This is a genomic window from Solwaraspora sp. WMMB335 (assembly GCF_049179075.1).
Classification (GTDB): domain Bacteria; phylum Actinomycetota; class Actinomycetes; order Mycobacteriales; family Micromonosporaceae; genus Micromonospora_E.
Window position 1 is genome coordinate 3,850,058 of sequence record NZ_JBMHMF010000001.1, and the last position, 14,061, is coordinate 3,864,118.

Annotated in this window: 12 protein-coding genes; all 12 read right to left on the reverse strand. The window is 67.4% G+C overall.

All coding sequences use genetic code 11. The annotated features are described in order from the left end of the window. Nucleotides 1-25: 25 nt before the first annotated feature. On the reverse strand, nucleotides 26-523 hold the full coding sequence (locus ACN27F_RS16630; protein WP_421434427.1) for a cysteine dioxygenase: 498 nt from the start codon (nucleotides 521-523) through the stop codon (nucleotides 26-28). Further along, nucleotides 520-993 (reverse strand): winged helix-turn-helix domain-containing protein, encoded by a 474-nt coding sequence (locus ACN27F_RS16635; protein WP_421434428.1) that lies wholly within the window; start codon nucleotides 991-993, stop codon nucleotides 520-522. The genes ACN27F_RS16630 and ACN27F_RS16635 overlap by 4 nt, the downstream gene beginning before the upstream one ends. 367 nt (nucleotides 994-1,360) lie before the next feature. Continuing rightward, nucleotides 1,361-2,461: a dipeptidase gene (locus tag ACN27F_RS16640; protein WP_421440263.1), complete on the reverse strand. Its 1,101-nt coding sequence runs from the start codon at nucleotides 2,459-2,461 to the stop codon at nucleotides 1,361-1,363. A gap of 42 nt (nucleotides 2,462-2,503) precedes the next feature. Further along, a complete protein-coding gene (locus ACN27F_RS16645) occupies nucleotides 2,504-3,565 on the reverse strand; it encodes an ABC transporter substrate-binding protein (protein ID WP_421434429.1) in 1,062 nt (353 codons plus the stop codon). Nucleotides 3,566-3,689: 124 nt separating this feature from the next. Then, nucleotides 3,690-4,640, reverse strand: a complete 951-nt coding sequence (locus ACN27F_RS16650; protein ID WP_421434430.1) for an aminotransferase class IV — start codon at nucleotides 4,638-4,640, stop codon at nucleotides 3,690-3,692. A gap of 30 nt (nucleotides 4,641-4,670) precedes the next feature. Next, entirely contained in the window at nucleotides 4,671-6,002 is a 1,332-nt protein-coding gene (locus ACN27F_RS16655; RefSeq protein ID WP_421434431.1) for a M20 family metallopeptidase, read from the reverse strand. Nucleotides 6,003-6,067: 65 nt separating this feature from the next. Next, a complete protein-coding gene (locus ACN27F_RS16660; protein ID WP_421434432.1) occupies nucleotides 6,068-6,868 on the reverse strand; it encodes a sulfurtransferase in 801 nt (266 codons plus the stop codon). After that, on the reverse strand, nucleotides 6,865-7,314 hold the full coding sequence (locus ACN27F_RS16665) for a hypothetical protein (RefSeq protein WP_421434433.1): 450 nt from the start codon (nucleotides 7,312-7,314) through the stop codon (nucleotides 6,865-6,867). Before ACN27F_RS16665 ends, ACN27F_RS16660 begins: the two co-directional genes overlap by 4 nt. Continuing rightward, nucleotides 7,307-7,708, reverse strand: coding sequence for a cyclophilin-like fold protein (locus ACN27F_RS16670; protein WP_421434434.1), 402 nt, complete (start codon nucleotides 7,706-7,708; stop codon nucleotides 7,307-7,309). The genes ACN27F_RS16665 and ACN27F_RS16670 overlap by 8 nt, the downstream gene beginning before the upstream one ends. Beyond that, entirely contained in the window at nucleotides 7,705-9,852 is a 2,148-nt protein-coding gene (locus tag ACN27F_RS16675; RefSeq protein WP_421434435.1) for a hydantoinase/oxoprolinase family protein, read from the reverse strand. The genes ACN27F_RS16670 and ACN27F_RS16675 overlap by 4 nt, the downstream gene beginning before the upstream one ends. A 78-nt stretch (nucleotides 9,853-9,930) precedes the next feature. Next, the gene (locus ACN27F_RS16680; RefSeq protein ID WP_421434436.1) at nucleotides 9,931-12,270 is read right to left on the reverse strand and encodes a molybdopterin-dependent oxidoreductase; all 2,340 of its coding nucleotides are present in this window, start codon (nucleotides 12,268-12,270) and stop codon (nucleotides 9,931-9,933) included. After that, the gene (locus ACN27F_RS16685; protein WP_421434437.1) at nucleotides 12,267-14,060 is read right to left on the reverse strand and encodes an FAD/NAD(P)-binding protein; all 1,794 of its coding nucleotides are present in this window, start codon (nucleotides 14,058-14,060) and stop codon (nucleotides 12,267-12,269) included. Before ACN27F_RS16685 ends, ACN27F_RS16680 begins: the two co-directional genes overlap by 4 nt. Nucleotide 14,061 lies beyond the last annotated feature (1 nt).

Consider the following 14,061-nt stretch of genomic DNA (forward strand, 5'->3'; position numbering starts at 1 on the left):
CCGGCCGACGGGTCGTCCCGGCGTCTCACCAGTGCACCCCGGCCCGGTCCACGGCGGTCACCACGATCCGGCCGTCGGCGAGCCGGTAGCGAGTCATTTTCCGCAGCGCGGGACGGTAGACGTGCAGGCTCACCGCAGGCTCCACCGCCGCGTTGAGGACCTGGTGGATGTGGCGGGCGCCGAACGCTCGACCTTGACCGGCACGGAATCCGCCCGCCCGCAGCCGCCACGCCCCGCCACCGCCGCGCCCGGGAGTACGCTCGTTCAACGTGCCCGCGACCACGAGGAACGCCCCCGCCGAATCCCCGTGGTCGTGCAGATCGGTGCCTTGACCAGGCAGCCAGCTCAACAGCCACACCTCAGCCTCCGACCCCGCGGCCAGGCGCTGGTACCAACGCTGACGTCGGTCGAACCGCACCTGCGGCCAGCTGCCGCGATGGATGGCGTACCAGCGTGCGATGATCAGCAGGTCGGCACCCGAGCCGAACGGTTTGGACCCCGGGCGAGACAGGACCGTCGTCATGCCGCCCTCCGCCGGAGGCGGCCGGAAAACGGACCGCCGGGCGCGACGGAGACGTCCGTACCATCGGCGTCGTGGTACGGAGGGCGCACCACGACGACGGGCGCGTCGGTCGCGAGCCGGTAGCCCACACCGTGCACCGTGGTGATCAGCGGCGGCTGGTTACCGAGCTTGTGTCGCAGCCGCCGAATGTGGACATCAACGGTACGTACCCCGGTGAACGGCTGCTTCCACACACCGTCCAGGAGTTGAGCGCGGGTGAACACGCGACCGGGGCGCTCGGCGAAGAACAGCAACAGGTCGTACTCTCGTCGGCACAGCTCGACCGGTGCGCCACCTCGGGTGACGGTGCGGGCACCAGAATCGATACGGACCGAATCCGGGCCGTCCGGGACCTCGGGACCGGCGTGCCCGAGTCGGTCCGGCCGGCCGGCGGCGCTGACCGCTGCCAGCCACTCGACCAGCCTTCGCAACAGGTCCTCTTCGTCACGGACGGCAGCGTCATCCCCGAGGCGAACCGTGATCGTCAAATGCCGTTGGCGCTCGGGTTGATGCACGCGCTGACCGGGCAGGCGTCGAGCGCCGGGCAGCATTGTCATGGTTGGCCTCCAGGGGATAGAAAGCGGACGGTGGTCGGCCGTTTCAGGTGTCCGCTCCGACGCGCGTCGCCCCGGAGCGGACCCTCGCCTAGAGACAGAGAGCGCTGTGCGTGCGCTGGAAGTCGACGTACCGCCGAACGACGAGCATTCCGGCGGCCGCAGCGCCGGACGAACCAGCCGTACGTTCGGTCATGACGAACAGCATAGCATATCTACCCGATAGGAGAAGCAGGAAAGCCGCCTACCCCGGGTTGTCGACCGCAGCCCTCGGCGGGTGATCCCATACCTTGCCGAAGACGCGGAGCAGGTTGCCTCCGAGAACGCCACGCAGGTCCGCCTCGTCGAGGCCCAGTTCCCTGATCCGGTGGGCGACGTGCGCCCAATCGCGGCATCCGTCCGCACCGACGACAGAGCGTGTGTCGAAGCCGTACCAGTCGCCCAACCTCTGGGTCACCGTGGGATAGTCGCCGCCTGAACTCACCGCTGGCGACCAGAGTTGGCGTACCCGACCTTCGCCGTGGTCGGAACTGATCGCTACGTGCGCGGGGCCGACCAGGTCGATCACATGATCGATGTGGCGCAGGTAGTCGTCGAGCGTGGGCTGCCCACCCGTCCTTCGCCCGGGTCCGACCAGCGCCGACCAGAGGCAGATTCCGACCACACCGCCGGCAGCGGCCACTCGCTTGATCAGGTCGTCGGAAATGTTGCGGGGATTCTCGTACACGGCTCGCGGGTTGGAGTGCGAGACGATGACCGGGTCGGACGATGCGTCGATGGTCTCCTGTGCCGTGCGGGGCCCGGCGTGTGACAGGTCGATGACGATCCCCAACCGGTTCAGCTCTGTGACGGCCTCGCGGCCCAGGTTGCTCAGTCCGGCGTCGGCCGCTTCCACACAGCCGTCGCCGAAGGCGCTTCGGAGGTTGTAGGTCAGTTGCAGCACCCGCACGCCGACCTCGTGCAGGATGGTGAAGTGCGCCAGGCTCTCGGCAGCCAGTTGGGCGTTCTGCGGCCCCAGGATCAGACCGATTCGACCTGACGACTTCGCTGTCTCGATGTCGTCCGCCGTACGTACCAGCAGCAGATCGTCGCTGTGGGCGGCGATGTCGGTCAGCGCTCGACCGATATGCGCCAACCCGGTCGATATGGTGGAATCCGGCGGGCACACGGTCCAGACGAACGCCGTGACGCCGGACTCCCTCATCCGACTGATGTGGTCGGGAGCGAACATGTCCTGCGGACAGACCGAACCGTCGATGACGACGGCACCGCGATACGGATCGCCCAGCTCAATCGGCGTTGCCGGTGCCGGGTCGCGCGACCCACGCCGCGACCCGGCAGCCATGTCCGACACGGTTCAGCCTCCTCCTGTCGGTACGGCCGAAGGTCAGGAGACCAGAAATTCCTGCCACCGGCGGTCGACCTCAGCTTGGTTCTCCACCCACCAGGTGACATCGCGTACGACACCGAGCTGCGCCCGCTCCGGCGTGGCCGGCAGCTTCTCGATCACCTCGGCGGGAATGAGGTCGTAGCTCTTGTCGCACAGCGGCGAGTACCCGGTGTACTCGGCGAGCCTGGCCAGTACGTCAGGCTGCAACGAGTAGTCGACCAGCTGGTAGGCGTTGTCGAGGTTCGGGGCGCCCTTGGTGATGCCCAGACCGTCGGTGTGCTGGAGGTTCTCGTTCCACTCGATCGCCATCGGGCTGCCGCCGTCCATCAGGACCTGGATACGGCCGTTCCAGCCCAGGCCGGCGACCGCGGTCCCGTTCTCGTAGAGCTGCACCTGCTCGGCACCGCTGCCGAAGAACTTGACCACGTGTGGCTTGATCTCCTGGAGCTTCTGGAAGGCGCGGTCGATGTCCAACGGATACAACTGGTCCAGCGCAACGCCGTCGGCGATCAGTGGCACCTCCAGCTCGAGCAGGCCGGACGACGCGTCGGAGAAGGTCCGAGGTCCTGGGAAGCGGTCGACGTCCCAGATGTCGGCCCAGGTCTGCGGGGTCTCGTCGGGAAAACTCTCGCGGTTGTAGGCGATGACGCTCGACCAGGCGATCGTGCCGATGTAGTAGTCCTCCACCAGCCGGATGTCGGCGGGGTCGGTGCGCTCGAAGCGGGAGTAGTCCAACTGCTGCACGGCATCGCCGACCCGGAGCAGCTCCAGCTGACGCACTCCTAGCTGGAGTACGTCGATCTGTACGTTCCCGGCCGCCGCCGCTGCGGTGATCTTCTCGACCGGGTCCGACGATGTCACGATCTTGATGCCGGTGTCTGCCTCGAAGGGCTCGAAGCAGGCCTTGCGCCACCCCTCTTCGTAGGAACCGCCCGAGGTACGCACCACGACCTCGCCGGATCCGCCGCCCGAGCCGGAGCCCGACTCCTCGCTGCCGCAGGCCGACAGCAGAGACCCCAGTCCGACGCCGACGCCGGTACCGACCGCCGTCCGCAACAACTGTCGACGGGTACGTACGGCATTGAAACCGTGTGATATGCCCCTGTCCTGACCAAGCATTTTATTCTCCCAGATGATCCGCGATGTCCGACTGATGACCTCGTTTCAGGGCTACCCGACGACGTCATGTCGTCCGGGCGGCCGCCAGCAACTCTTCCCGCTCGGTGACGGGAAGAAGTCCGACCGCACGACCGACGATGTCGACGCCGACAGCCTCCGACCACGCCGTCACCAGTCGCTTGTACATCGGGCCGGGACGTCCGGTGCCGATCCTCAGCCCGTTGAGCTTCGATACGGGTGCGATGCAGTCCTTCGTGTTGGTCGTGAACGCCTCGTCGGCGTTGTACACGTCGAAGGTGGTGTAGTCGCCCTCGCGGACTTCGATGCCCAGCTGGGCCGCGAGTTCCAGGGTGAACCCCATGGCACTGCTGTCGAGGGTGTTGCGCCGGTTCGGTACGTGGATCACCCCGTCCACGATGAACAGGAATCCTGATCCGGGTGCGCAGGTGGTGACATTGCCGTCCCGGTCGAGGACGAGCGCCTGCGCCTCGGGATCGAGGGCGGAGACCTCAAGCCAGGCGAGCATGAGGCTCATCTTGTTCGCGATCTTGACTCTGGGCGTCAGCGAGGCGGCCGGCACCCGTTGCACGCCTGGTGTGATCAACGGTTTGCCGAGAAGATAGGTGCGCGCGAGTGCGCTCATGTCGAGCAGTTGCGTGTAGATGATCACCGTCGGCGGACCCGACAACAGTGTCTTGGTGCTTCCGCGCGTGATGACCTGGCATGACACGAGGTCCAGGTCCGGACCGGCGACCTTCGAATTGTGCTCGACCAGCCGCGTCGTCGCCGCCCCGAGCTCGTCCGGAGTCATCAACGGGTCGATCCGCGTGTAGTGAAGCGCCTTGAAAAGCCTCTTCATGTGCCCGTCGAGACCGTGCAGCGTGCCGTTGAAGGTTCGCTGCACCTCGTAGACATGGTCACCGGAGCGGAACGCGCGGTCGAATACCGAGACCGTTGCCTCTTCTTCGGGAACAAACTGTCCGTTGACATATGCGTGTAAAACGTTTGTATCCATGATCCGCACCTTCACCCATCAGTCCGAGACTCAGGAACAGACGTCCAAGATACTCAGCGCATAGATCTTCGCGGCACTGACAAGCTCATCGATCTCGACTTTTTCGTCAGGCATCGTATTGTATTTGCCCCCTGGTCCGCACACTACGCCGATCGCTTTCGGATCGTGCCGCACTATGTGACCAGCGTCGGTGCCGTAGATCCGGTACGGCGCGATGTCGCCGACTCGGGCAGGAACTCCAGTCACTTCTTGATGGGTCTGCACCAGTCTCAGCACAAAGGGGTCATCGACGGACACCTCGAACGGTGCCATGAATTCCTTCGTCGGATTCTTGGTGACCTCGAACTCTAGGTCCGGATCGTGACTTCTCAGGTCCGTCAACGCATCGATTACGTCCGCTACAACGGTTTCGTCCGTCTGCGTGGGGGCGAGTCGTCCCGCGACCTTGATGGTGCAGAAGTCCGGGACCATCGAAGGCTGCCAGTCAACGTACTCGCGGGACATCCCACCACGGATGGCGCCGATACACCACTGATTCAGACTAGCGTACTTCGGCTCGTCGGCATGGGACAACTGCATGGTCTTGAGTCGCTCGATGACCTTGTACATCTTGTCGATAGCGCTGACGCTCTCCTCGGCACGGGTCATGTGCCGCATCCGTCCGATGACGTTGATCCAGAGCTCGATGGGACCGGCGTGCAGAGTCAGGATCGACAAATCTGTCGGTTCCCCCACGATGAAGTGGTCGGTGCGTGTGCCCGAGCGCATCATGTGCGCCGATCCCTCACCGCCGAGAATCTCCCCGCACACGAGAGCGACGCAGAGGTCGCCCCGGAGGTCTGCTCCGACCTGCGCTACGGCAGTGGCGGCCTCGATCATCGCCGCGTCGGCGGCCTTCATGTTGGACACGCCGATGCCGTAGATGAATCCGTCCTCGACATCGCCGCCGAAGGGATCCCTGGTCCATCCCTCACCTGCGGGGTTGGTATCGATATGGCCGTTGAGCATCAGGCTCCGTCCGCCGCCACCGCCCCTCAACCATCCGAGAGTGTTGTACCGCCCCGGCGACAGTTCCTGAAGCTCCACCTCCAGCCCACGCCCCCGGAGAAGGTCACCGAGAAGGAGTGCGAGTTCGCCTTCGCCGGGAGTCCTCGGGTGGCTGGGCTGGCGTACCATGCGTTGGAGGGTCTGTACGAGCCGGTCCTCGTCGACGGCGGCCAGCACCCGTTCCCGCAGTGCACCGTGTCCGTCGGTTACCGTACCGGGCCGCGCCTTGCTGTCGTCAGACATGGGTCTCCAGATGTTCGCATCGTATCCGATGGTGGTGTACCGGCTGACGGTAACGGGCTTCTCTCGCGCCATGACCGATGTTGTGTGCAGATATCACACATCGGCGTTGCCGCCGAGCGACGCCGCGCAAGTCAGTCTCAGACCGACTCCACCGGGAGGTCCGAGCGGTTCCCCCATTCGGACCATGAGCCGAGGTAGTTGCGGACCCGAGCGAACCCCGCGCGGCGCAGTGCGATGAGTGTGTGCGCAGCCCGCCAACCGCCATGACAGTACGTCACGATCTCGTCGTCGTCGGTCAGGCCACGGGCATGAAAGAAGGACCTGAGAACGTCTGGCTGCTCAAGCTGATGGGTGCTGAGTGATTCATACCAGGGAATATGGATGGAACCTGGAATCCAACCCGCACGGGCGCTGCGGCGCAGAGCGCCGATCCGCTCCTTGTGCGAGCGCACGTCGACTATCGTCGTGCCGGGCGAGTGCAGCCGCGCGGTGACGTATTCCGCGGTCGCGAGCCATCGGGTATCGATTCGCGAATCGGTGGCCCGCGACCGTGCCGGTGCGGGGCGGTCGGTCGCGATGGGCAGGGACTCCCGGGCCCAGGCCGTGATGCCTCCGTCGAGCAGGGCCGTGTCCGCGACCCCGACGTAGTCGAGACACCAGACCGCGAACGCCGCGTAGTATCCGGAGTTCGATTCGTAGCACACGGTCGGGCGATCGGCCTCAACCCCGACGTCGCGCAGGCGCCGGCGCGTGTCGTCGCTGAACCGCCGCAGGGCATGAGGCGAGGTGCCACAGTACGGCCACGAGCCGACCGGTACATGAAGCGCGCCAGGGATGTGGCCGGCGTCGTACTCCTGTCGCGAGCGGCAGTCGATGACGAGTGCCGCTCCGGCGTCGATCCGCGCGGCGAGCTCGCCGGCGGCGAGGATCGTCGTCATTCGCCGTCGCGCCGTTGTCCGGTCCCGGCCGCAGCGAACGCTTCCGCCAGGGCGGCGGGTGGGATGCCTTGATCGATCAGGAAGTTGAGTTCCCCGACGTAGGCGGCCACGGCGGCCAGCGCCGACTCGATGCCGTCCGGTGATGTCGCGGTGCTCACCGCGGCACGCGCGTCGTCGATGACCCTTGCCGCGTTCACCATGCCGTACATGGCGAGGCAACGACGCCCGTAGAACTCGAGTATCTCCGTCGCCAGCACCGCGACGGCCGGTACGTCGCCGACCCGGCTGTGTCTCACCACCCAGAGTGCGTTGACCAGCGCGCGGGTGTCCGACTCGGCGTAGGCGTGGACGTAGTAGGTCATGCCGAACGGACCGGTACGGGTGCGCAGAGCCGTCAGGTCCGCGGTGTGGTCGACCGACGCCCCTGTATGTTCCTGGTCACTCATCCGCTTCACCGGTCAGCCCGTCGAAGGAAATGACGCCGCCCTGCCGTTGCCACGCTCTGCGCCCTTCGCTGATGATCCCCTCGATGTTCTGGACGATCCGGGCCACCGGAGTCACCTGCCCGGCACCGGGCATGTCCTCGTAGAAGACGCAGAGTGTCTGGCGCAGCGGGTAGTAGCCGATGTTCCCGCATGTCTGGGCCACGACCGGCGATTCGAGCTCCTCGTGGAACGGCACGTAGCAGAAGAACTCGGCTCCGGCAACCTTCGCATGATTCACCTGGCTCACCAGCGGCATCGCTTCCGCCAGCCGCCGGCAGGTGCGCGGCGATTCGTCGTCCAACAGTTCGGCGACCGCTGTCTCTGCCCCGATCCTGATCGTGAAGCGTCGTGTCACCGTGGTGCCCCTCCTTGGTCGTTGATGTTCCGCAGCTGATCGATGTACGCGGTCCTTGCGGGGAACAGGACGTGCGTCGACCCGGGTTCCTGGATGATGGCCGGCCCGGTGATGACGTTGCCCGCGCGTAGCCGGGCCCGGTCGTAGACGGGGCACTGGACGAATCCGGTGCCGAAGTAGACCGGACGGTGCGCGGTCCGGGCGGCACCGGGATCCGGATCGCCCAGTGGCTCGGATCTCGATTCCGGGCGCGCCCGCTGCGTCGTCACCGAGACCCTCACGTTGACGAACTCGGTCGCTTCCGAGGGTGACGCGAACCCGTACGTCGCACGGTGCAGGTCGTGAAATCGTTGTTCGACTGTCGCGAGGTCCTCCGGCGAGATCGGCCCGCCGGGCAGGTCCACCTGGAGCTCGTAGCTCTGTCCCTGGTACCGCAGGTCCGCCGTACGCCCGACCGTGACCTCAGGATCGTCCAGGCCGGCGGCCAGCTCGCCGGCCACCTCCTCAGCGAGGCTGTCCAGCACCGTGGTGAGTTCGTCCGGGCGTATCCGAGCCGTCGCACGCAGCCAGGTCCGAACCTGATTCGAACGTGGTTCGGCCCATAGGAAACCGATTGCCGAGAACACTCCGGGCGATGGCGGTACGATGCTGTCGCGGATGCCGAGCGCCTCGGCGATCTGTCCGACGTGTGCCGGAGCCGCCCCACCGGTGGCGATGAGCGTGAACTCCCGCACGTCGTGTCCCCGTTCGACGGTCACCAGCCGCACGCCACGAACCATCGTCGCGTTCGCCACGCGGACGATGCCCTCTGCGGCCTCCTCGATCGTGATGTCCAGCGCCGATGCGATCGTGCTGACGGCCTCCCGGGCGCGGCCTGCGTCGAGCCGCATGTCGCTGTCGAGAAAGCCACTGGGATCGATGCGCCCGAGGACCACATTGGCGTCGGTGACGGTCGGCTCGGTGCCACCGCGCCCGTAGCAGGCCGGGCCCGGCGTGGAGCCCGCGCTGCGCGGGCCGACCCGGAGGCCGCCGCCGCTGTCGATCCAGGCGACGCTGCCGCCGCCGGCACCGACCTCGACCAGGTCGATCACCGGAGTCCGTACGGGGTACCCGCTGCCGGCGACCAGACGGTCGCCGGCGAGCTGCTGACAGACCTCGTAGTCGCTGGTCAGGGCGGGCGTCCCGGCCATGATGAGGCTTACCTTGGTGGTCGTCCCGCCCATGTCCAGCGCGATCACCTTTTCCCGTCCGGCCCGCGCGCCTACCGTGGCGGCGCCGATCACGCCCCCGGCAGGCCCCGACTCGATCGTGCGGACTGGCTGCCGGCTGGCGAGTTCGGGCGACATCAGGCCGCCGTCGGCCTGCATGACCGACAAGTTGGGGCAGCCGAGGTCCCGCAGCGATGTCTCGAGGTTGCGGATGTATCCGGCGGTGAGGGGACCGATGTAGGCGTTGATGACGGTGGTGCTCATCCGCTCGTACTCACGGAACTCCTTCAGCAGTTCTGAGGAGAGGCAGACGAAGGTGTCCGGAAACGCCTCCCGCAGCGCCCGCGCCAACTGCTGCTCATGGTCCGGTTGTGCGTAGGAGTGCAGCAGGCAGACCGCGAGCGCCTCGACTCGCGCCGACCGTAGCTCGCCGATGACCCTGTCCACTGACTCCGGCCGCAACGGCGTGCGCACCGCTCCGTCGTACATCACGCGTTCGAGCACCTCGAACCGATGCCGACGGGGCACGAGCGGCGGGAGTCGGTCGAGGCTGAGGTCGTAGAGCGCGGGCCGGGTCTGGCGGCCGATCTGCAGTACGTCGCGGAAGCCCTCCGTCGTCACCAGCGCGACCCGTGCCCCGCGACGCTGGATGATGGCGTTGATTCCGACCGTGCTGCCGTGGATGACACTGCTCACCTCCGCCGGTGCGACCTGCTCCCGGTCCAGGATCCGACGTACTCCCACCAGGACGCCCGTCGACGGGTCTGGATAGGTGGTGGGCACCTTGAGCACCGCGAGGCGGCCGTGCCCGAACAGCACGACATCGGTGAAGGTGCCGCCGACGTCCACGCCGCAGGTAACGGCTCCGATCGCTTCCGGGCCATGACGTGCGTCGTCCTGATGTTCAGCGGTAGGTGCCGGGGTGTCCTCGTCCATCGTTGGGCAACGTACCCAGGCAGGCACGGTGACCGGGCCGTGCAGTGTTCACCGTGCCCATAGTCCGCGCCGGCCGGGTCAGAACCGGCGGATGTCCGGCGGGCGGTGGGCCTGCGGTGCCGGCATGGGATCTTGGGTCCGTTCCACCTCGACCAGGGCGGAGTGGGCGGAGGGTCCCTGGCCCAACCTCGATGTTCCTCGGTCCGGCGTCAGTGTGTTGGGATTGCCGTGCAGGTCGAGGCTGCCGGAGACGGCCGGGTCGGCGGGGGCGAACCACGCACCGGTCGACAGTTGGACGACGCCTTCCATCACCGCATCATCGACGATGGCGCCGGCGAGGCAGGACCCGCGCTCGTTGTGGATTCGGACGGTATCGCCGGTGGCGATACCGCGTGCCTGCGCGTCGAGGGGGTTCATCCGGCACGGCTCCCGACCATCGATCTTGCTGGCCGCGCTGACGCCCGCCATGTCCAGTTGGGAGTGCAGGCGGGTAGCCGGCTGGTTGGAGATCAGATGAAGGGGGTATCGGGCCGACGCGTCTGATCCCCGCCACTCCCGGGGCGGCACCCAGACCGCGTGGCCGGGGCATTCGGCGTAACCGAAGCCGGCTACCACCTCGGAGTACAGTTCGATCCGTCCCGACGGGGTCCGGAGCGGGTACGTGGCGGGATCGGCGCGGAACTCCTGCAGCAGAACGGTCCGCCCGCCTGGCCAGACGCGGATCCGACCGGCACGCCAGAACTCATCGAACTCCGGTAGCGGGTCCACGTGTCGGGCCGCACGGACGCGGAAGTCATCGTAGATGCGCCGCAGCCACTGCATCTCACCCATCTCCTCGGTGAAGGCAGACCCGACGCCGAGACGGTCGGCGACACCGGCGAAGATCTCGTGATCGTGACGGGCCTGGTGCAACGGCCGGATCGCCTGTTTCATCGCGACGAGATGAGCGTCGCGGGCGGAGGCCGCGATGTCGTTGCGTTCGAGCGTGCTGGTAGCCGGCAGCACGATGTCGGCACGCTTCGCCGTCGCGGTCCACCAGATCTCGTTGACGACGATCGTCTCGGGTCGTCGCCATGCCTCCATCAGTCGGTTGAGGTCCTGATGATGGTGGAAGGGATTGCCGCCCGCCCAGTAGATCAGCTTGATATCAGGATAAGTCAATACTTGTCCCCCGAATTCATACGGCTTTCCGGGGTACAGCAGCATGTCGGAGATCCGGGCCACCGGGATGGCAGTGCCGATCGGGTTGGCCCCGCGGGGGAGTTCCGGCGCCGCGAAGGGGTAGCGGGTATTGCCGATACCGTCCTCGCAGCCGTAGGCGAAGCCGAAGCCCCCGCCCGCCAGACCGATCTGGCCCAGCATGGCAGCGAGCGTGATCAGCATCCAGTAGGGCTGCTCGCCATTGTCGGCCCGCTGCAAGGACCAGGTGGCGCTGAGCATCGTCCGGTGCGCCGCCATGGTCTCGGCCAGCCAACGGATGGTCGCCCCCGGTACCCCGCAGATGCCCTCGGCCCACTCCGGGGTCTTGGGGGTGCCGTCGATGTCTCCCCGTAGGTAGGCGCGCACTCGTTCCCAGCCGGTGCAGTAGCGCCGCAGAAAGTCCTCGTTGTGCAGGCCCCGGTCGAGAAGGGTGAAGGCGAGTCCCAGCATCAGCGCCGTGTCCGTGCCGGGTCGGACCGGAACCCACCGGCTGTCCAGGAAGGCCGGCGAGTCGTCACGGATCGGGCTGACGCTGATGAAGCGGGCGCCACCGTGCTTGACCGCCCGCAGGTTGGCCGCGAAGCCGTGCCGGAGCGTCCCACCTCCCTCAACCTGGGTGTTCTTCACCGGCAGACCGCCGAAGGCCACCCAGAACCGCGTGTTCTCGGCGAGCACGTCCCACGAGGTGACGTGTCCGGCACCGGGCCGGGGGGTACCCAGCACATGCGGCAGCACGGCGTCCGCCGCCGCGAAGCTGTAGTTGCTGACCTGACCGGTGAACCCGCCCAGAAGGTTCAGCAGCCTCGTGAGCTGTGTCTTGGCGTGATGGAACCGGCCGGCGCTCGACCAGCCGTACGAACCACCGAAGATCGCCGCGTTGCCGTAACCGCGCCGTACCCGGTCCAGCTCGCCGGCCACCAGATCCAGTGCCCGGTCCCAGGAAACCGGGACGAACTCGTCCGCTCCACGACGCGTCGATGTCGCACCCGGTCCCTGTTCGAGCCAACCCCGGCGCACCACCGGCGTCCGGACGCGCGCGTCTGACCCGACCGCCTCGGCGATACCGGCGACGATCGGCGACGGCGACGCGTCGTCGGCCGGTGGGCGGGTCGACGACAGTCGCCCGTTGCTGACCACGGCCTCGAAGGCCCCCCAGTGTGAACCATGGGGTACGGCGATGGACCCGGGCTCGGGTCGTCCGTGCGGCAATTCGCTCATGATCCCGGCCACAACCGTCGGAGGACGGCGCACGCGATCTGGTCCGCGCAGCGCAGTGTCAGGTCCTCCCGGCGAGGGACCGGCAGCGCGGCGGTGAGCCAGTGCACCCCCTCCAACGGCACCCCGAAGGCGAAGACCTGCCGGTCGACCGAGCCGTCGGCGCCGACCAGGCAGAGTTCGTCACGCGTCACGTCGAGGGAGCCGGTGTCGACGCCCGTTCCGGATGCGCCGCTGTTTCCGGCTGGCATCTGGAACGGACGGGCCCGGCCGGACCGGACCAGGTCGGCCATCAGCGGGTCGGCCGACCTGCGGACGTCGGTGGCGAACAGCCGCGCCTCGATGACGCCGTCGACATCGGGAGCCGTGTGCAAGTTGGGGCAGGAAACGTGGGTGCCGTCCCGTTCGCCGACGAGCCGGACCCGGCTGCCGACAAATCGCACTATCCCGCACCGGGCCAGCGCGGCCAATTGTTCGAACCGCAGGACCGGCGGTCCCGATGCGAGATGGGCGACCATCGCGTTGAACCAGCCCACCACGTCGCGCTGGTACGAACGGCCGTCGATGCGTCCATCGGCGACGAGCGCCTTCACACCCTGTGCGGTGGCCGCGAGCATCTCGCCAGCGGCGCGCATCGGGCCACGGGGTCGGCAACGGGAATCCCTGATGTCGGCGCTCAGGAAGCCGATCATCCAGTCGGTCAGGTCCGATTCGGTGTCGAACGGAACGGGCACGCCGTGTGACGCGAGGGGATCCAGTACCCGTTCGAGATCGAGGGGGCCGCCGCCGTGCGGTGTAGCGGAAAGCGCCTCGGCATGGGCCAGTGCGAGGTCTCGCGCGATCAGCGGCCAGATCTCCTGACGGAAGTCACGTAGCCCGGGCCGCTCGGCGAGCCGCTGCAGGGCACGTCCGTCAAAGAACCGCGGGTGAGCAGGCTCCGGGCGCACGGCCCGGCTGAGGTGCGGGATCCCGCGGCGCGACCCGACGAACAGTCTCGGCTCCCTTCCGCCGGGCCGGTAGCGCAGGATGTTGGCTTCGTCCCTGACGAACCGGCCTCCACGTCCCTGGGTGAGGAGCGAGACGAGGTCGAAGAAATTCAGCCCGGTGCCGAGCACTGCTACCCGGCGACCTGGCTCGATCCGGGACAGATCGATCTCCCCGACGATGTGCGGGGGTGCGTAGAACCGGCCCGCACGGCGGGCGAGGCCTTTGCGCTGCACCGTCGTGTCGTCGACGACCTCCTGGTGTCCGGTGGCGAGCACGACCGCGTCGGCGTCGAGGCTCTCGACGTCGCCGGACGCGGCACGAAGGCACAGGCGCCGTCGCCCGTTGCCGATTGCCGTCAATCTGGTGACCTGGGCTTGTCTGCTGACGACCCGGACCCCCGGCGTGCCCGGGGAGAGGAGATGACGTCGCGCCCAGGCCAGGTGCCGGGCGAAGGTTCGCCGTGCGGCATAGGCGCTCGGCTCGGTCTCGTTCGCGTCGGATTGCTCCCGCAGCCAGGTCGCGAAGTCCATCCCGCCGACCACGCCCGGCAGGTCCGGCATACCGTCGTCGCTGAACAGCGTGACGTCGCCGACCCGGCTGTTCATCAGCAAGGACTCCGGCAGATCCGTCCGCCAGATCCGTCCGTTCTCGTACGGGTCGATGAGATGGATCGCCAGACGTCCGGGCGGACCGGCTGTGCCGTGGGCGACGAGCCGCGCCAGGATTCGCCCCAGCACGACCAGGCCACGCGGTCCACCGCCAACGATCGCGATGGTGGTGGCAGGCGCGGGGCCGCTGACCGGCACC

Coding starts and splice junctions, on each gene's coding strand:
- ACN27F_RS16630 (WP_421434427.1), bottom strand. CDS start 523: ATGACGACGGTCCTGTCTCGCCCGGGGTCCAAACCGTTCGGCTCGGGT.
- ACN27F_RS16640 (WP_421440263.1), bottom strand. CDS start 2,461: ATGGCTGCCGGGTCGCGGCGTGGGTCGCGCGACCCGGCACCGGCAACG.
- ACN27F_RS16650 (WP_421434430.1), bottom strand. CDS start 4,640: ATGGATACAAACGTTTTACACGCATATGTCAACGGACAGTTTGTTCCC.
- ACN27F_RS16655 (WP_421434431.1), bottom strand. CDS start 6,002: ATGGCGCGAGAGAAGCCCGTTACCGTCAGCCGGTACACCACCATCGGA.
- ACN27F_RS16660 (WP_421434432.1), bottom strand. CDS start 6,868: ATGACGACGATCCTCGCCGCCGGCGAGCTCGCCGCGCGGATCGACGCC.
- ACN27F_RS16665 (WP_421434433.1), bottom strand. CDS start 7,314: ATGAGTGACCAGGAACATACAGGGGCGTCGGTCGACCACACCGCGGAC.
- ACN27F_RS16675 (WP_421434435.1), bottom strand. CDS start 9,852: ATGGACGAGGACACCCCGGCACCTACCGCTGAACATCAGGACGACGCA.
- ACN27F_RS16680 (WP_421434436.1), bottom strand. CDS start 12,270: ATGAGCGAATTGCCGCACGGACGACCCGAGCCCGGGTCCATCGCCGTA.